The following is a 17694-nucleotide window of genomic DNA, read 5'->3' on the forward strand; positions in this document are numbered from 1 at the left end:
CCTCGCGCTGCCGAACCTCTACATCGCGACGACCCGCAAGTCGGCGCTCGACCCGTCGCTGCCCGCGTACGCGCCCGAGTTCGCGCTGCCGCTCGCCGAGGCCCTCGGCCACGCGACGCGCGACGCCGCCGCGTCGATCCGCGAGGAGGACGAACGCGGCCGGCTCGCCGCAGGGCTCGCCGCCGACTTCGCCGTGCTCGACCTCGACCCGTTCGAGGCCGGCGCGCCCGCGCTGCTCGACGCCCGAGTCATCCGCACCGTCGTCGCCGGCCGCACCGCCTACGAGGCGTAGGGCGAACAGAACGAGGCCGCACCCTGGTGTCGCAGGGTGCGGCCTCGTCGTGCGCTCGGAGGAACCGGCTCGAGGGCGAGTCGAGTCAGTCCTCCGCGACCGCGCGCGAGAGCGTCTCGCCGCGGAAGTAGGCCGGGCGCTTCCAGCGCTGCCAGAACATGACGACGACGCCCGACAGCAGGATCACCATGCCGAGCACGAACACGAGGCCGAGGCCGAAGATGTTCGAGCCCGAGCCGTAGGCCGGGTCCATGCTGTCGATGAGCGTCGTGAAGAAGAGCACCGCGAGGATCGTGCCGCCGACGAGCGGGGCGATCAGCCGGAAGAACACGTTGCGCGCACTCGCGAAGAGCGTCCTGCGGAAGAACCACACGCACGCGAACGCCGTGATGCCGTAGTAGAAGCAGATCATCATGCCGAGCGTCTGGATCGTGTCCCACAGCACCTCGTCGCTGACGAACCGCATGATCGTGTAGAACACCGCCGCGACGATCGCCGCGACCACGGTCGCGTAGCCGGGTGTGAAGAAGCGGGGGCTGACGGTCGCGAACTTCTGCGGCAGTGCGCCGTAGTGGCCCATCGCGAGCAGCGTGCGCGCGGGCGAAACGAAGGTCGACTGCAGTGAGGCCGCCGAGCTCGACAGCACGGCGATCGACATGAAGATCGCGAGCGGTCCGAGGACGGGCCCCGCGAGGTAGAAGAACGCGTTCTCCTGGATCGCCTCGTTGCCGAGGCCGACGCCCGAGGTGCCGACACCGGCGAACGCGAGCGCGCCCATCGCGACGAACAGATAGATCGCGACGACGATCGAGACCGTGAGGGTCGCCGCCTTGCCCGGCGTCGTTCGCGAGCCCTTCGTCTCCTCGTTCATCGTGAGCGTGACGTCCCAGCCCCAGAACACGAACAGCGAGACCGAGAGGCCCGCGACGACGGCCGAGAACGACCCGACCTCGAACGGGTTGAACCAGCTGAGCTCGACCGGGGTCGCATCGAACGCGGTGCCGTTCGCGACATGCCAGAACGCGGCGACGCCGAAGGCGATCATCACGAGCAGCTGGAAGCCGACGAGCCAGTACTGCACCTTCTGCGTCGTCTGCATGTCGCGGTACGAGATGAGCGTGGCGCCGAGGATGAACACGAGGCAGGTCGCGACGTTGACGAACGGGTTGCCGACGAGGTCGGCGACCGCCGCGGCGTCCCCGCCGAAGAAGCCGACCACCTGCGAGACCGCGAGGTAGAAGAACTCGACCGCGATGCCCGCGAGGTTCGAGAGCACCACCACCGTTGCGGCGATGAGGCCCCAGCCGCCCATCCAGCCGAGCCACGGCCCGAAGGCCCGGGTCGCCCAGGTGAACGAGGTGCCCGAGTCGGGCATCGCGCTGTTGAGCTCGCGGTAGCCGAACGCGACGAGCAGCATCGGGATGAACCCGAGCAGGAAGATCGCGGGCAGCTGCGTGCCGACCTCCGCGACGGTCGGACCGAGCGCGCCGGTCAGCGTGTACGCCGGGGCGATGCACGAGATGCCGATGACGATCGCGCCGATGAGGCCCACCGAGCCGGCCGACAGGCCCTTCTTCGTGAGGCCCGGGTCGGTGCCGTCGACCATCGCGCTCGCGGTCGTGAGCGGCGCGTGCGGTTCGGTATGGTGCTCGTGCGGGTGGGTGCTCGCGTGTGCGGGCGTGGCCGCCTGCGCTGCGCGCTCGTGCTGTTGGTGTTGCGACATACGGGGTCTCTCAGTCGGTGGGGCGCGGCACGACGATCATCGGCACCGGCAGTTCGCGGAGCATCTTCGAGCCGGTCGACCCGAGGAAGAGGCGGCTCGGGGTCGCGAGCCGGCTCGATCCGACGAGCACGATCTCGCCGGCGTGCCACTCGAGCGCGCGCACCGACTCCTCGATGCTCGAGCCCGTCGCGGTCGAGACGGTCGCGTCGACGCCGGCGGGCAGCGCCCGCTTCGCGGCGAGCAGCACCTCCTCGGCGTGGGCGGTCGACGTGAGGTCGGCGAGCTCCTCGTCCATGCCCGAGGGCAGGTCGATCGGCACGAGCGACACGAGGCGCAGCGGCGCGTGCGCGGCACGGCCCAGGCGAACGGATGCCTCGAGCACGGCGCTCGCCCCGGCGCGCAGTCCGATCGCGGCGGTGATGCGGGTGATGCCCTGGGCGGTCGCGACCTCGCGCGAGCCCGAGGGTGCGAGCGCGACGGGCACGTCGGAGGAGTGCAGCAGGGCGCTCGCGACCGAGCCGATGCGCGAGCGGCCGAGGAGGCCCCCGCGCGCGGCCCCGACGACGATGAGCGCCGCGCCGAACTCGTGCGCCGCGGCGAGCAGGCCCTCGGCGAACGAGTCCGCGTAGCGGATGTGCAGCGACTGGGCGATGTCGTCGCCGAGCCGCGCACTCGCCTCGGCGAGCCAGCCCTGCGACCGCTCCTTGACGTGGCGCTCGTAGCCGGGGTCGCGGGGCACGACGCCGCCGCGGGCCTCGATCGGCAGCACCATGACGACCTCGAGGAACGCCTCGGTCGCCGCGGCGATGCGTGCGCCGAGCGCGAGCGCGTCGGCGCCCGAGTCGTCGGCGGTGTAGCCGACGACGATGCGCAGGGATTCGGTCATGCGGGTCTCCGCTTCAGTGTTGCTGCGCTCCGGGGCCTCGCGGCCCCGGAGCACGGGACGGCTCGGCGCTCAGGCCGCGAGGATCTGCTCGGCGACGAGGCGGCCCATGCGGATCGCGCCGTCGACGTGCTGGTAGCCCTTGCCGGCCAGGTCGGAGCACGCGAAGTGGATCGGCCCGACGTTCTTGCGGAGGTCGGCGCCGTAGCGGGCGAGACCGCCCATGTCGAAGCTCGCCGCGTAGGCGCCGCGGGTCCACTCCTCGCTGCCCCAGTCGCTCTCGTAGTAGACGACGGGGTTCAGGGCCTCTGGGCCGTAGTAGTGCGACAGCGACTCGAGGATCGCGGCCTTGCGCTCGTCGGCGCCGAGCTTGAACACGGCGTCGGCCTCCTCGTCGGAGACGAAGCCGACGAGCGTGCCGCGTGGGTCGCCGTGGTTCGTGTTGTCGTACGCCTCGTGGCACAGCTCGTAGGGGCTGAACGCGGTGCCCGACAGGCCCTGCTCGCGCCAGAACGGGCGGTCGTAGACGGCGTGCACCTTGATGACGAAGCCCATCGAGATGTGCTGGTGCAGCTGGTGCTGGCGACGGGGCAGCGGCGGCTCGTACGAGATGCGGCTGTAGAGGATCGGCGGCACGGCGAGGATGACGCGCTTCGCGTGCACCTCGAGCGAGTCGGTCACGGCGACGACGCCCTGGTCGGGGTGCTCGGGGTTCCAGCGCAGCGTGCGCACGGCCTGGTTCAGGCGAACCCGGTCGCCGAGCTTCGCGGCGAGGCCGATCGGCACCTGCTGCAGGCCGCCCACGACGCGCTGGTCGAGGATGAAGTCGGCGTCGACGAGGTGCGAGAACGAGCCGGCCGAGGCGGCCATGAGGAGGGCCTGGAGCGCGGAGAACGCGTGCGCGGGCTTCGTGAGCATCGCACCGGCGATGAACATGCCGATGTTGAGCTTCGCCTCCTCGTCGTCGGTCTGGGTGCCGAGCCACTCGGCGAACGAGACCTCGTCGAGCTCCTTGGCGCGCGGGTGCGCCCACGGGGCGTCGGGGTCGATCTCGGCGACGAGCTCGTCGAGCTTCTCGATGAGGCCGACGATCTCGCCCTCGGTCTTCGCCGGCACGGGGAAGATCTCGCCCTCGAAGAGGCGGCGCTCGCCGTCCTCCGCGATGTAGACGTTCTCACCCTCGCGGTAGCGCGAGTAGGTCTCGAGGCCGAGTTCCTCGATCGTCTCGATCAGGGCGTCCTGGTCGGGCGAGACCCACTGGCCGCCGATCTCGAGCATGGCGCCGTCGATGTCGTCGGTCCAGAGGCGGCCGCCGATGCGATCGCGGGCCTCGAGCACGACGACCGACTCGCCGGCGTCCTTGAGCCTGTTCGCGGCGGTGAGGCCGGCCGCGCCGGCGCCCACGATGACCACGTCGGTATCGATGCGTTCCATGATGCTTCTTTCTTGCTCGCGCGAGACTCGCGCTGTGATCGCTGTTCAGAAGGAGGTGCGGGCACGCAGGGGCGGAGACGCCCGTTTCCGGGCGCGGCTACGCCCACCTTCCCACACACGTCGCTGAAAAGTGAGGAAAGTACGAAGGCGGATGCCGCAGCGCGAGGCCGCGGCATCCGCCCGCGTCGCTCAGCCCACCGGGATGAGCGTGTACTTCGTGTCGAGGTACTCGTGGATGCCCTCGAGGCCGCCCTCGCGGCCGATGCCCGACTGCTTGATGCCGCCGAAGGGGGCGGCCGCGTTCGACACGAGGCCCGTGTTGAGGCCCATCATGCCGGTCGCCAGGCGGTCGATCATGCGGTGGCCGCGTGCGAGGTCCTGCGTGAACACGTAGGAGACGAGGCCGTACTCGGTGTTGTTGGCGAGGTGCACCGCCTCGTCCTCGGTCGAGAACGTGGTGATGCCGAGCACCGGACCGAAGATCTCCTCGCGCAGCAGTCGCGCGTCGGCCGACACGTCGCCGAGCACGGTGGGCGCGTAGAACGAGCCCGCACCGTCGATGACGGTGCCGCCGGTGAGGACCTTCGCGCCCTTGCCGACCGCGTCCTGGACGAGCTCGTCGGTCGAGGCGACCGCCTTGTCGTCGATGAGCGGGCCGATGCCCACGCCGTCCTCGGTGCCGCGGCCGACCTTGAAGGCGGCCACGCGCTCGGCGACGCGCTTCGAGAACTCGGCGGCGACCGACTCGTGCACGATGAAGCGGTTCGCCGCGGTGCAGGCCTGGCCGATGTTGCGGAACTTCGCGAGCATCGCGCCGTCGACCGCCTTGTCGAGGTCGGCGTCCTCGAAGACGACGAACGGCGCGTTGCCGCCGAGCTCCATCGAGGTGCGGAGGATGCCCTGGGCGGCCTCCTTCATGAGGCTGCGGCCGACCTCGGTCGACCCCGTGAAGGAGAGCTTGCGCAGGCGCGGGTCGGCGATGATCGGGCCCGAGACCTTCGACGAGGTCGACGTCGCGATGACGTTGACGACGCCGGCCGGCAGGCCGACCTCTTCGAGCAGTTGCACGAACGCGATGGTCGTGAGCGGCGTGAGTGCCGGGGGCTTGATCACGACGGTGCAGCCGGCCGCGAGCGCGGGCGCGATCTTGCGGGTCGCCATCGCGAGCGGGAAGTTCCACGGCGTGATGAAGAACGACGGTCCGACCGGGCGCTGCGAGACGATCATGCGACCGGTGCCCTCGGGGTTCAGGCCGTAGCGGCCCGAGATGCGCACGGCCTCCTCGCTGAACCAGCGGAGGAACTCGCCGCCGTAGGCGACCTCGCCGCGCGCCTCGGCGAGCGGCTTGCCCATCTCGAGCGTCATGAGGAGCGCGAACTCCTCCTTGCGCTCCTGGAGCAGGTCGAAGGCGCGGCGCAGCAGTTCGCCGCGCTCGCGGGGGGCGGTCGCCGCCCACGCGTCCTGCGCGGCGACGGCCGCGTCGAGGGCCTTCTTGCCGTCGGCGACCGAGGCGTCGGCGATCTCCTTGATGGTCTCACCGGTGGCCGGGTCGGCGACCGCGAGGGTCTTGCCGCCCTCGGCCTCGACCCACTGGCCGCCGATGAAGAGCCGGGCCTCGACCTTGTCGAGCACCGAGGCTTCGAGCGTTGCGTTCGTCATGTGTGTGCTTTCCGTTCGATGATTGCGTGGCGTGGGCGACGCATCGATCAGGGGTAGAGGCCGCGCAGCTTGTGCGCTTCGGCGACGCGCTCGACCGCGAGGGCGGTGGCGGCGGTGCGAAGCGACAGGCCCCGCGAGGTCGCGTAGCCGAGCACGTGCTGCCACGCGCTGAGCATCCGCTCCTCCAGTCTGGCCTCGACCTCGTCGACGCGCCACCAGTACGCCTGGTTGGCCTGCACCCACTCGAAGTACGAGACGATGACACCGCCCGCGTTCGCGAGGATGTCGGGGACGACGAGGATGCCGCGCTCACGCATGATGCGGTCGGCCGCCGGGGTGGTGGGGCCGTTGGCGCCCTCGACGATGACCTTCGCCCGGACGTCGGCGGCGTTGTTCTCGTGCAGCACGCCCTCGACCGCGGCGGGCACGAGCAGGTCGACCTCGAGCTGCAGCAGCACCGAGCCGTCGAGCTCCTCTGCGCCGGCGAAGCCGACGACCGCACCGGTCTCGCGCACGTGGGCGCTGAGCGCCTCGATGTCGAGGCCGGCCGCGTTGAAGACCGCGCCGTACTGGTCGCTCACGGCCTGCACCTTGACGCCCGCCTCGGCGAGGAAGCGCGCCGCGTCGGCGCCGACCTTGCCGAAGCCCTGCACGGCGCCGGTCGCCTGCGACGGCGTGATGCCGGCGTGACGGAGGGCGGCGAGCGCGATGTGCGTGACACCACGGCTGGTCGCGCTCGCACGCCCCTGGGAACCGCCGAGCGCGATGGGCTTGCCGGTCACGATGCCGGGCACCGTGTAGCCGCTGTTCACGGAGTAGGTGTCCATGATCCAGGCCATCGTCTGCTCGTCGGTTCCGATGTCGGGCGCGGGGATGTCGCGCTCCGGGCCGATGATCGGCAGGATCTCGCTCGTGTAGCGACGGGTCACGCGCTCGAGCTCGGCCTTGGAGTGCTCGCGGGGGTCGATCGCGATGCCGCCCTTCGCGCCGCCGTACGGCACGTCGAGCAGGGCGCACTTCCAGGTCATCCACATGGCGAGCGCGCGCACCTCGTCGATGTCGACGTTCGGCGCGTAGCGCAGGCCGCCCTTGGCGGGGCCGCGGCTGAAGTTGTGCTGCACGCGGTAGCCCGTGAAGAGCACGGTCTCGCCCGAGTCGCGGCGCAGCGGCACGCTCACCGTGAGCTCGCGACGCGGGGTCGCGAGCATCTGGTGGGTGCCTTCCGAGAACCCGAGCAGCGCGATGGCCTCGGCCAGCTGCGAGCGCGCGTCGGTGAGGGGCGTCGCGATGGGGGCGGATGCCTCGTGCGAGACGGGGTGGGCGACGGCGCTGTCGATCAAGGTGCTCATGCCTGCTTGAGCCCCTCGGCCACGACGCCCAGGCCCTCGACGAGCAGCTCGTCGGAGATGGTGAGCGGCGGCAGGAAGCGGATCACGTTGCCGTAGGTGCCGCACGTGAGCAGGATGACGCCCTGCTCGTGCGCGAACTTCGCGACCTTGTTCGTGAGCGCGGCGTCGGGGGCGCCGGTGGCGGGGTCGACGAGCTCGATCGCGACCATCGCGCCGCGGCCGCGGACGTCGCCGATGCGCGGGTCGGCCGTGCGCAGCGCGTTGAGGCGGCCGATGAGCACCGAGCCGATCTCCTTCGCGCGCTCGACGAGGCCGTCCTGCTCGTAGGTCTCGATCGTCGCGAGTGCGGCGGCGCAGGCGATGGGCGAGCCGGCGTAGGTGCCACCGAGGCCGCCCGCCATGGCGGAGTCCATGATCTCGGCGCGGCCGGTGACGGCCGAGAGCGGCAGGCCGCCCGCGATGCCCTTGGCGGTGACGATGACGTCGGGCACGATGCCCTCGTGCTCGCTCGCGAACCAGGCGCCGGTGCGGGCGAAGCCCGTCTGCACCTCGTCGGCGATGAAGACGACGTCGTTCGCCGTCGCCCACTCGACGAGCGCGGGGAGGAACCCGGCGGCGGGCACGATGAAGCCGCCCTCGCCCTGGATGGGCTCGATGATGATCGCGGCGAGGTTCTCGGCGCCGATCTGCTTCTCGATCATGGTGATCGCGCGGGCCGCGGCCTCTCGGCCGTCGAGGCCGCCGTCGCGGAAGGGGTAGCTGAGCGGGGCGCGGTACACCTCGGGGGCGAACGGGCCGAAGCCGTTCTTGTACGGGATGTTCTTCGCGGTGAGCCCCATGGTGAGGTTCGTGCGGCCGTGGTAGGCGTGGTCGAAGGCGACGACGGCCTGCTTCTTCGTGTAGTGGCGCGCGATCTTGATCGCGTTCTCGACGGCCTCGGCGCCCGAGTTGAAGAGGGCCGAGCGCTTCTCGTGGTCGCCGGGGGTGAGCTCGTTGAGCTTCTCGGCGACGGCGACGTAGCCCTCGTACGGCGAGACGGTGAAGCAGGTGTGCGTGAAGGCGCCCAGCTGCGCGCTCACGGCCTCGACGACGCGGGGGGCCGAGTTGCCGACGCCGGTCACGGCGATGCCCGAGCCGAGGTCGATGAGCGAGTTGCCGTCGGCGTCGACGACGACGCCGCCGCCCGCGGCGACGACCGAGATCGGCAGGGTGTGGCCCACGCCCGCGGCGACGGCCGCGGCCTTGCGGTTCATCAGCTCCTGCGAGCGGGGTCCGGGGATGGCGGTGACGAGGCGGCGCTCCTGGGTGAGGGCGGGGCCTCCGGTCGTGGTGGCCGGGGTGTCGACGAGGGTCATGTCTGCTCCGATGCAAGTGACGACGGTGGCGTGATGCGTCGATGCTAGGTCGAGAGCCGTGGATGCCTCAGGGCCGCGGTGTACGGTCAGGGGCACCTTCTTCGCCACGACGTACAAGTGAGCGACCTCACGCAGAGGCATCCGCCTGAATCCGGAATGCAGGAACTTCCGGGCGCCGTGCGGCGCGCCGAGCCCCGACACGCCGCCGCGCCCCCGAAAGCTCCTGCACACTCGTCCGGGGCCTCGCCGAACGTGCCCTCGCAGCCCGTTGACGGGCGGGGAGGGCACTCTCGACTGGGGCGGCGAACGCCTCGCTACTCGGCGACGGAGGCGAGCTCGCGCTGCTCCTCGAGGCCCTGCGCGGCGACCGCGCGGGTCGCGGGCGCCGGCGGGTCGTTCGGCACCGCCGCGGTGGCGCGCGTGCCGAGGCCGGGGATCGTCAGGCGACGCCGGGCGCGCCCGATCGCCCGCAGCGACACCGCCCACTGCAGTCCGTAGCCGATCGCGAACACGAGCAGCGTGAAGATGAGCGCCATCGCCGCGCCCTGGTCGGGTTGGTAGAGCTGCGCCGACCGCGGGCTGATCATGGCGTACATGTAGACCGAGAGCGGGCGCGACTCGGGCGTCGCGAGGAACGCCGGCAGCGTGAACTCGTTGGTGCCGAGGATGAACATCTGGATCCACACCGCGAAGACCGTCGGCAGCAGCAGCGGCACGACCACCCGGCGGAAGCCCTCGAGCGGGCTCGCGCCGCTCACGAGCGCGGCCTCCTCGAGCTCCTTGCGGATCTGCAGGGTCGCGCTGTAGCCCGAGCGGTACGCGATCGAGACCCGGTACGAATAGGCGATCACGAGCGCCACGATGGTGCCGGCCAGCGGGATCACCGGGTTGATCACGAGGAAGGTGAGGAACATCGCGAAGCCCGCGATGACCGCCGGGATCGCGACCGACGACGAGGCGAAGAGGTCCATGCCCTTCGACCAGCCGGTGCGACGGCCCCGCGCGATGCCGTAGGCGAGCACGGTCGCGGCGACGCACGCGATCGTGGCGCTCGCGCCCGCGATGAGGAGCGTGCGGCCGAGCGACGCCCAGAACTCGGGGTCGGCGAGCACCTCGCCGAAGGCGCCCCACTGCGTCTGCGACGCGAGCGCCTCGAACGAGAACGCGATCGGGTACGGCGTGATCGCCGACCAGAGCAGCGCGAACATCGGCAGGATCGCGGTGAGCAGCACGAAGACGAAGACGGCGACGAGCACCGGGACCTTCCACGCGCCGAGCTTCATGATCGTCGGCCGGAAGCCCTTGCCCGAGATCGAGGCGCGCCGTTCGGCACTGCGGGTGGCGCGGAGGTAGATCACGAAGGCGATCGTCGTGATGACGAGGAACACGCAGCCCCATGCCGCGGCGAGTCCGTACTGCGGCAGCTCGCCGGCACCCGCGCTGATGAGGTTCCAGAGCTTGAGGGCGAAGATGTTCTTGCCCGCCTCCTGGCCGAACAGCAGCGGGATCTCGAGGCTGCCGAGGCCGAGGATTCCGGTCAGCACCGCGACGCCGAGCAGGCCCGGCCAGAGCATCGGCAGGGTGACGCGCCTGAGGGTCTGGCCCCACGACGCTCCCGAGACCCGCGCCGACTCCTCGAGCGAGCCGTCCATCGACGTGAGGATCGGCACGATCATGAGGAACGGGAACGTCACGTTCGTGAGCGACTGCACGACGGTCATCGTCGCGAACGAGTACGGGTCGATGACGAGGTCGCCCGGCAGCAATCGCAGCAGCTGGTTCAGCACGCCCGACTCGGGCGAGAGCATCAGCTGGTACGCCTGCGCCTTCACGATGGGCGGGATGATGAACGGCACGACGACGAGCACCGAGATCACCCGCCGGAACGGCACGTCGGTGCGCACCGTCACCCAGGCGAGGCCGAAGGCCAGCAGCAGCGAGATGATCGTCGAGCCGCCGACGAAGACGGCGGTCGAGCCGAGCACGGCCCAGAAGTCCTCGCGCAGCTCCCACAGGGTGACGAAGTTGTCGGCCGACCACTTCGCCGTCGACACGCCGAACGGCAGGAACGGACCGCGGAACGCCGTGATCACCTGCACGGCCAGCGGGATCGCGAGGAGGAGGAAGATCACCGCTCCCGCGATGACCGTCGCGATCTTCATTCCGGTCGGCCGGGTGCGCCCGACCTCCGTGGTCCGTCCTGCCGTCGACATGTCCTTACCCGTTCAGTGCCGCGTCGGCGGCGTTGATCATCGCGATCCACTCGTCGCGGTTGTCGGGCGACTCGATGTTCGTCGTGCCGTCGAGTCCCTCGAGCAGTGCGTCGGCGTTCGTCTTCATGAGGCCGGTCGCCTCGTCGAAGACCGTCGACGGCAGGCCCGCGTAGGGCACCTGCATCGTCGAGAACTGCTCGTCGGTCATGCGCAGGTGCAGCCAGTCGGGGTTGTACGCGTTCCAGAGCACCCAGAGCATCGCACCGGCCTGGTTCTTCGCGTCGACGTTCACGCCCGAGAACTGCGCGAAGACGGGTCCGTCCTCGTAGGGCTGCACCGTGAGGCTCGGGTTCGGGTTGAAGAGGGTCTGACCGAGCGCGATCGGCACGTCGCCGTTCGAGAGCGGCGAGTCCTGGTCTTCGAGCACCTGCAGGGTGCCCGACGACTTCAGCTCGTCGATGAGGTCGACCATCGCGTCTTCGCCGTCGGCCATGCCGACGCCCGAGAACACGTTCGCGTTGTAGCTCGCGACCGAGACCTTGCCCTCGTACTCGGGGGCGAGCAGGCCCTCGAGCGTGGGCGGCGCCTCGACCTTGTCGGTGTTGACCTGCATGAGCGAGCCGTTGATGCTGTCGGGCAGCATGCCGGTCGAGCCGAGCGTCAGGAACTCCTCGGGCACGCCGAACTTCGTCCAGTCCACGTCGGCCCAGTAGCCTTCGTCGGTCATCGCGGCCGACGAGACGATCGACCCCGAGATGACGTCGGTGTTGCGGGCGCCGGTGGCCTTCGCCGAGATGATCGCCGACGACAGGTTGTAGGTGAGGCCCTGCGTCTCGATCGTGAGGTCGGGGTACTTCTTGTTGAACTCCGCGATGACCTCGGGCGAGAGCTCGTACCAGTCCCAGATGACGAGGCGACCCCCGTCGGTCTCCTTCGCCTGCTCGTAGAGCGCGTCCATCTGCTCGTCGATCGCGGGCCAGATGTCGTCGTAGAAGTTCTCGCAGCGGGTGACGGGGCCGACCTCGACCGACTCGCACGCGCCGGCCTTCGCGGCGTCGCCGGAGGGCTCGATGGCCTGGGGGGTCGACGACGGCGTGCTGCACGAGCTGAGCAGCAGCATGCCGGTCGCGGCGAGGGCGATGAGTCCGCCTCGTGCTGTGGGTGTTCTCATGATCCGGATGTCCTCTCTGACGTGGATCTCGGTGGGTGGGGTGAATCGGGTGGAACTCCTAGTCGGCGAGCACGCGGCACGCCGGGGGCGCGAGCTCGATGAACACCGAGCTCCCGTTCGCGGGCGAGTCGAGGGGCGCGCCGCGCGCGACGAGCGTGCCGGCGACGGCCCGCCCGTCGAGCACCTCGACTTCGACCTCGACGATCTCGCCGAGGAACTCGACGCGCACGACCCTGGCGGGCAGCACGTTCGGCCGGTCGGGCGCGGTCTCGTGCCAGCGCACGCTCTCGGGCCGGAAGGTGACGGTGACCTCGCTGCCCGTGCCGAGCTCGGCCGGGCAGGGGGTCACGAGCTTCGTGCCGAACGCCGAGACGATCGCGTCGCCGTTCGCGTCGCGCCCCTGCACGACCGCGGGGATCATGTTGACCCGTCCCACGAAGTCGGCGACGAAGCGGTCGGCCGGCTGGTAGTAGAGCTCGCGCGGCGTCGCCTCCTGCACGATGCGGCCCCCGTTCATGACCGCGACCCGGTCCGACATCGACAGCGCCTCCGACTGGTCGTGCGTGACGTAGAGCGCGGTGATGCCGAGCTGCTGCTGCAGCCGGCGCAGCTCGTTGCGCATGGTGTCGCGGAGCTTCGCGTCGAGGTTCGAGAGCGGCTCGTCGAGCAGCAGCAGCTTGGGCCGGTGGGCGAGCGCGCGGGCGAGCGCGAGGCGCTGCTGCTGCCCGCCCGAGAGGGCGGTCGCGGGCCGGTGCGCGTAGCCGTCGAGCTGCACGAGCTCGAGCGCCTCCATCGCGCGTTTCCTCGCCTCCTGCTTCGGCAGCCGGCTGCCCGACACCTGCAGCGGGAACACCGCGTTGGCGAAGACGCTCATGTGCGGCCAGATCGCGTAGTTCTGGAAGACCATGCCGACGTCGCGCTTGTCGGGCGAGACGTGCGACGACGCGGTCGAGAGCACCCTGCCGTCGAGCGAGATGGTTCCGCCGTTGCTCGTCTCGAGCCCGGCGACGCACCGCAGCGTGGTCGTCTTGCCGCAGCCCGAGGGGCCGAGCAGCGACGTGAACGTGCCGGGCTCGATCGTGAAGGTCACGCCCTTGACGACGGGCACGTCGGCACCGTCGAGCGAGTAGTGCTTCTCGAGGCCGTCGACGATCAGGCGTCCGCCTCCGTCTGCTGCGGTCGTGGGGTGCGGCGTCGTCACTGACGGCCTCCTTCGGTTTCGTATTCAGGATCCAGAAGAACGGTGCGGATGCCTCGGCGAGGCGTTGCGACGGCCATCAGTGCTCGGCGCCCGAGGTCGAGACGGCGGTGCTGCCGGATGTCGTGGTCGCCGATGTCGCCGACTGCGACGCCGACGTTCGCTCGCCCCATCCGACGGTGACCTTCGGCTTCGCGAAGAACGCCACGACCCCGGCGCACACCACGAACCCGGCGACCGCGAGCAGCAGCGACTGCGACATCGCGGCCGAGAACCCGCCCGCGAGCCCGGCCGGCAGCGCTCCCCCGCCCGCCCGGGCCGCGTCGGCGTCGAAGCCCGGCAGCTGCGCCGCGAGCGTGAGGCTCATGAGCGCGGCGATCGCGGCCGAGCCGAGCACCGACCCGACCTGGCGGGTCATCGTGTACACGCCGGACCCGGCACCCGCCTGGTCGCGCGGCAGGTTGCGGGTCGCCGTCGACGCGAGCGGGGCGAAGACCCCCGAGATGCCGAGCCCGAGCACGGCCGACGGCAGGAGCAGCAGCCAGAGCGAGACATCCGGGCCCATGAGGGCGCTGTACCAGGACAGCGCGAGCGCCGATGTCGAGAGCCCGGCGAGCGACACCCACTTCGGGTCCACCCGATCGCTGAGCCGGCCGACGAGCGGCGCGAGCACGCCCGAGATCACGGCCATCGGGATGAGCATGAGCGCCGCCTGCGTCGGCGTGAGCCCGCGCGCCACCTGGAAGTAGAACGCGAGCGGCAGCGGCATGGCCGTCATCGCGAGCCCGACGAGCGAGATCGCGACGTTCGAGAGCGAGAAGTTGCGGTCGCGGAAGAGCCCGAGCGGCAGCAGCGGCTCGGCCCGGTTGAACGCCTGCCAGACCACGAACCCGGCGAGCACCACGATGCCGGCGACGATCATGCCCCACACGGTGACCGGGCCCGCGATCGTGCCCCAGTCGTACGTCTGCCCCTCCTGGATGCCGAAGACGACGAGGAACATGCCGACGGCGCTCAGCACGACGCCCAGCCAGTCGAAGCGGTGCGCCCGCGTCTCGAGGTCGGGCACGAGTCGCCACGCGGCGACGAAGGCGACGATGCCGACCGGCACGTTGACGAAGAACACCCACTGCCAGCCGAGGGAGTCGACGAGCACGCCGCCGAGGATCGGGCCGACGAGCGTCGCGACCCCCGCGACCGAGCCCCAGAGGCCCATCGCCGCGCCGCGCTGCCGGGGCGGGAAGACGCGCGTGATCACGGCCATCGTCTGCGGGGTCATGAGGGCGGCGCCGAATCCCTGCAGGGCGCGCGCCGCGATCAGCAGCGCGATCTCGCCCGAGAGCCCGCACCACAGCGAGGCGAGCGTGAACACGACCAGCCCCACGAGGTAGACCCGCTTGGGGCCGAACCGGTCGCCGAGGCGGCCCGTGATCAGCAGCGGAACGGCGTAGGCGAGCAGGTACGCGCTCGTCACCCAGATCACCGAGGTCAGGTCGGCGTCGAGGTCCTCGAGGATCGCCGGGTTCGCGATCGACACGATCGTCGTGTCGACGAGGATCATGAAGAACCCGATGACGAGCGCCCACAGGGCGGGCCACGGCCTGGCGGTCTGGTTCATGGTCGGCTTTCGCACGGGTCGGCTCTCACAGGGGGATGTCTCTGAGCCGACTAGCTCGCGGCGGCGGCGCCCGCGTCGGGCAGGCCGGTGACGGGCTCGCCCAGCAGGGGCGTCGACACGGCGTAGATGCCGTGGTTCGCGAAGAGCCAGATCAGGTTGCGGTCCCACTCGACGAAGATGCCGTGCACCGGCGCTGCGAGGTCGTCGTCGTCCTTGAGGCCCATCGGCGGCACGAAGTAGGCGCCGACCTTCGGGTCCTCGGGGTCGCGGACGTCGAAGATCTGCAGCCCCGCCGCGTAGAACGCGTAGGGGATCACGCCGCCGTGCGGGGTGCCGGTGTTCGTGAAGTAGCCCGAGCGCTTCGGCCCGAACGACCCTCGGCGCTGCGCCCAGTCGGTGAAGGCGGCCTCGGCCGGCGGAAGCGGCCGGGGCAGGGTGCGCACGACCCGCGGGTTGGTCGGGTCGCTGACGTCGACCTGGTAGATCTCCTTCGCCGGCTCGTAGCAGTCGGTGTTCATCGGGTAGCCCGAGACGTAGACGTAGCCGGTCTCCTCGACCTGCGTCGTGTCGACGTTGTCGCCCTCCGTGCCGGCGACGCTCGTGGGCAGCTCGCACCATCCGACGTGGTGGATGTTCGCCGGGTCCGAGACGTCGAGCACGAAGAAGCCCTGGCCGCCCTGGGCGGCGTAGCCGTACTTCCAGCCCGACTCGACCGAGCGCGGCATGAACACGCCCATGCGCGAGCCGAACCAGCTCGTCTTGTTGTTCCACCGGTCGTTGCCGGCGAGGACCTCGGAGTCGTCCTCCTCACCCGCGCGGGTGCCGGGCACCCACCACTGCGAGAGCAGCTCGGGGTTCGCCGGGTCGGAGACGTCGTAGGCGGCGTGGCCGGCGGCCCACAGCGTCGTCCTGTACGGCTGGTTCGTGAAGGTGTTGTCGGGGGCCGTCGCGACGAAGAGGTACTTGTCGCCGTAGTAGACGGGCAGGTCGAGTACGCCGTTGCCCTCCTGGATCTCGTCCGGCCCATGGTTCGGGTCCGTCGAGATCTCGGTGAGCAGCGTCCAGTCGCGCGGGCTCGGCCCGTTCATCTCCCAGGTGCGGAAGCCGCGCAGGCCCTCCCACTCCAGCAGCTGCCCCTCGACGGTGTCGTCGGTCCACTTGTTGGCGACGCGCCCCTTGAGGAAGTAGCGCGGGGTCTCGCTGGCCTGGATGGCGATGTGCTTGCCGAGCTGCTCGTTCCACTGCACGGTGGTCGCGCCGAACTGCGGGCGGGGGTCGGTCCAGCCCCACTGCTCCTCGTCGACGATCTTCAGGTCGCGCGGGTCGGTGATGTCGTAGAGCTTCCAGTGGTTGCCGCCGCCGTAGTGCAGCATGTACCGGGTGCCGTCGACGTCGTAGATGCACTGCCACGAGTGGCTCGTGTTGACGACGATCGGGTAGAACGCCTCGGCCTGCGCGTTGAGGGCGTAGGTCTCGGGGTCGCGGTAGTCGAGCTGGCCGGGCCAGTCGACGAACACGTCGCGCGGGACCGAGGGGGTCGAGGCCGGCGGCAGGAAGGTGCCGTCGGGCTGCATGCCCCAGCTCGCGGGGTCGGGGTCCGCCGGCTCGCCGGCCACCCGCTCGAAGTCCTCGGGGCGGTACTTCTTCGCGTCGGGAACGTAGGGAGAGCCGGCCATGTCGCCTCCATTGGCAGCAGGTGAGTGGGATCGTGACGACGCGGGGGCGCCGTAGATTCAGCGTCATCCGATCCAGCGATGCTGTCCAATATCAATACGGCTCGGAGCCATGACCAATCGGGCATATCGCCCAGCGTTCATCAACCCGCGGAGTGCGCGTGCTCGCGCTCGAACTCGGCGAGCCGGGCACCCTCCTCCCGCAGGTGGGCGAGCAGCGCCGCCGCGGCGGCCGACGGCGCGCGGTCCTTCGGCATCGTGACCCCGACGGACCGCCGGATCGAGCTCAGCGCCGTCGGCAGGAGGCGCAGCTCCTTGTCGTCGACCGCGACGAACATCGGCAGCGCCGCGATGACGTCGGTCGTCACGAGCAGGTTCCGCAGCGTCAGCATCGAGGTGCACTCGACGCGGTCGGCGGGCAGCGGCAGCCCCTCGTGGAAGAACACGGCCTCGAGCTCGGCGCGCAGCGCCGTCTGGGCGACGGGGAAGATCCACGGGTACGCGACGAGGTCGGCGAGCGCGGTCGAACGATGGTGCACGGGATGCCCCGCCCTCGCGACGAGCCGGATCGGCTCCTGGTGCAGCCGCTCCTGCTCGAGCCTGACCGGCACGCTCGACGAGAGCCGGCCGACGGTGAGGTCGAGGTCGCCCGCGAGCAGCAGCTGCTGCAGGGTGTCGGGCGTGCCCTCGCGCACGACGACGGTGAGTCGCGGGTGCTCCCGCTTGAGCCCGGCGATCGCCCTCGGCAGCAGCAGGTTCGAGCCCGCGAGGTGCGTGCCGACCGTCACGGTGCCGAGCTGGCCCGACTGCAGCAGCCGCACCTCCTCGCCCGCGACGCGGAGCTCGGCGAGCACCGACCTGGCGCGCTCGATGAACGGACGGCCGTACTCGGTCGGCGTCACACCCCGCGGCAACCGCTCGAACAACGGCACCCCGAGGATCTCCTCGGCCTCGCGGAGCCCGCGGGTCACGACGGGCTGGGTGATGTGCAGCGCCTCGGCGGCGCGCACGAGCGTGCCCTCGTCGGCGATGGTGGTGACGAGCACGAGATGCCGGATCTTGAGCCGGCCGTCCAGGAGTCGATCGGTGGCCATGCCGCAGGACTATAGCCGAAAGGGCATGGCAG

13 protein-coding genes are annotated in these 17694 nt (G+C 70.7%); 1 reads left to right on the forward strand and 12 read right to left on the reverse strand.

All coding sequences use genetic code 11. The features are described from left to right. On the forward strand, positions 1–292 hold a 292-nt coding region (locus tag LR269_RS00005), incomplete at its 5' end, for an amidohydrolase family protein (protein ID WP_231428666.1). An 85-nt stretch (positions 293–377) separates the two neighbouring features. Here the strand turns inward: LR269_RS00005 and LR269_RS00010 are convergent. The 12 genes from LR269_RS00010 to LR269_RS00065 form a co-directional block, all read right to left on the reverse strand. Then, positions 378–1898 (reverse strand): APC family permease, encoded by a 1521-nt coding sequence (locus tag LR269_RS00010; RefSeq protein ID WP_231432182.1) that lies wholly within the window; start codon positions 1896–1898, stop codon positions 378–380. 127 nt (positions 1899–2025) lie between these two features. Then, complete coding sequence (locus LR269_RS00015) at positions 2026–2901, reverse strand: universal stress protein (RefSeq protein ID WP_231428667.1); 876 nt, start codon at positions 2899–2901, stop codon at positions 2026–2028. 69 nt (positions 2902–2970) lie between these two features. Beyond that, on the reverse strand, positions 2971–4332 hold the full coding sequence (locus tag LR269_RS00020; protein ID WP_231428668.1) for an NAD(P)/FAD-dependent oxidoreductase: 1362 nt from the start codon (positions 4330–4332) through the stop codon (positions 2971–2973). Positions 4333–4521: 189 nt separating this feature from the next. Further along, positions 4522–5991 carry an NAD-dependent succinate-semialdehyde dehydrogenase gene (locus LR269_RS00025; protein ID WP_231428669.1) on the reverse strand — a complete coding sequence of 490 codons (1470 nt, stop codon included), beginning with the start codon at positions 5989–5991 and terminating at the stop codon, positions 4522–4524. A gap of 47 nt (positions 5992–6038) precedes the next feature. Beyond that, positions 6039–7340 (reverse strand): Glu/Leu/Phe/Val dehydrogenase, encoded by a 1302-nt coding sequence (locus LR269_RS00030; RefSeq protein ID WP_231428670.1) that lies wholly within the window; start codon positions 7338–7340, stop codon positions 6039–6041. After that, entirely contained in the window at positions 7337–8695 is a 1359-nt protein-coding gene (gabT, locus tag LR269_RS00035) for a 4-aminobutyrate--2-oxoglutarate transaminase (protein ID WP_231428671.1), read from the reverse strand. The genes LR269_RS00030 and gabT overlap by 4 nt, the downstream gene beginning before the upstream one ends. A gap of 314 nt (positions 8696–9009) precedes the next feature. Next, positions 9010–10908 (reverse strand): iron ABC transporter permease, encoded by a 1899-nt coding sequence (locus LR269_RS00040; protein WP_231428672.1) that lies wholly within the window; start codon positions 10906–10908, stop codon positions 9010–9012. Positions 10909–10912: 4 nt separating this feature from the next. Continuing rightward, complete coding sequence (locus LR269_RS00045) at positions 10913–12079, reverse strand: hypothetical protein (RefSeq protein ID WP_231428673.1); 1167 nt, start codon at positions 12077–12079, stop codon at positions 10913–10915. A gap of 58 nt (positions 12080–12137) precedes the next feature. Continuing rightward, positions 12138–13280 carry an ABC transporter ATP-binding protein gene (locus tag LR269_RS00050; protein WP_231428674.1) on the reverse strand — a complete coding sequence of 381 codons (1143 nt, stop codon included), beginning with the start codon at positions 13278–13280 and terminating at the stop codon, positions 12138–12140. Positions 13281–13356: 76 nt separating this feature from the next. Continuing rightward, complete coding sequence (locus LR269_RS00055) at positions 13357–14895, reverse strand: DHA2 family efflux MFS transporter permease subunit (RefSeq protein ID WP_231428675.1); 1539 nt, start codon at positions 14893–14895, stop codon at positions 13357–13359. Between the two features lie 50 nt (positions 14896–14945). Beyond that, on the reverse strand, positions 14946–16571 hold the full coding sequence (locus LR269_RS00060) for an LVIVD repeat-containing protein (protein WP_231428676.1): 1626 nt from the start codon (positions 16569–16571) through the stop codon (positions 14946–14948). A gap of 140 nt (positions 16572–16711) precedes the next feature. Next, complete coding sequence (locus LR269_RS00065; protein WP_231428677.1) at positions 16712–17662, reverse strand: LysR substrate-binding domain-containing protein; 951 nt, start codon at positions 17660–17662, stop codon at positions 16712–16714. Between the last annotated feature and the right edge of the window lie 32 nt (positions 17663–17694).

The organism is Agromyces sp. S2-1-8 (assembly GCF_021129215.1).
Taxonomy (GTDB): Bacteria; Actinomycetota; Actinomycetes; order Actinomycetales; family Microbacteriaceae; genus Agromyces; species Agromyces chromiiresistens.

Bases quoted from the DNA above. Each gene is read 5' to 3' on its own strand.
- LR269_RS00010 (WP_231432182.1), bottom strand. From the start codon at position 1,898: ATGGTCGACGGCACCGACCCGGGCCTCACGAAGAAGGGCCTGTCGGCC.
- LR269_RS00015 (WP_231428667.1), bottom strand. From the start codon at position 2,901: ATGACCGAATCCCTGCGCATCGTCGTCGGCTACACCGCCGACGACTCG.
- LR269_RS00020 (WP_231428668.1), bottom strand. From the start codon at position 4,332: ATGGAACGCATCGATACCGACGTGGTCATCGTGGGCGCCGGCGCGGCC.
- LR269_RS00025 (WP_231428669.1), bottom strand. From the start codon at position 5,991: ATGACGAACGCAACGCTCGAAGCCTCGGTGCTCGACAAGGTCGAGGCC.
- LR269_RS00030 (WP_231428670.1), bottom strand. From the start codon at position 7,340: ATGAGCACCTTGATCGACAGCGCCGTCGCCCACCCCGTCTCGCACGAG.
- gabT (WP_231428671.1), bottom strand. From the start codon at position 8,695: ATGACCCTCGTCGACACCCCGGCCACCACGACCGGAGGCCCCGCCCTC.
- LR269_RS00040 (WP_231428672.1), bottom strand. From the start codon at position 10,908: ATGTCGACGGCAGGACGGACCACGGAGGTCGGGCGCACCCGGCCGACC.
- LR269_RS00045 (WP_231428673.1), bottom strand. From the start codon at position 12,079: ATGAGAACACCCACAGCACGAGGCGGACTCATCGCCCTCGCCGCGACC.
- LR269_RS00055 (WP_231428675.1), bottom strand. From the start codon at position 14,895: ATGAACCAGACCGCCAGGCCGTGGCCCGCCCTGTGGGCGCTCGTCATC.
- LR269_RS00060 (WP_231428676.1), bottom strand. From the start codon at position 16,571: ATGGCCGGCTCTCCCTACGTTCCCGACGCGAAGAAGTACCGCCCCGAG.
- LR269_RS00065 (WP_231428677.1), bottom strand. From the start codon at position 17,662: ATGGCCACCGATCGACTCCTGGACGGCCGGCTCAAGATCCGGCATCTC.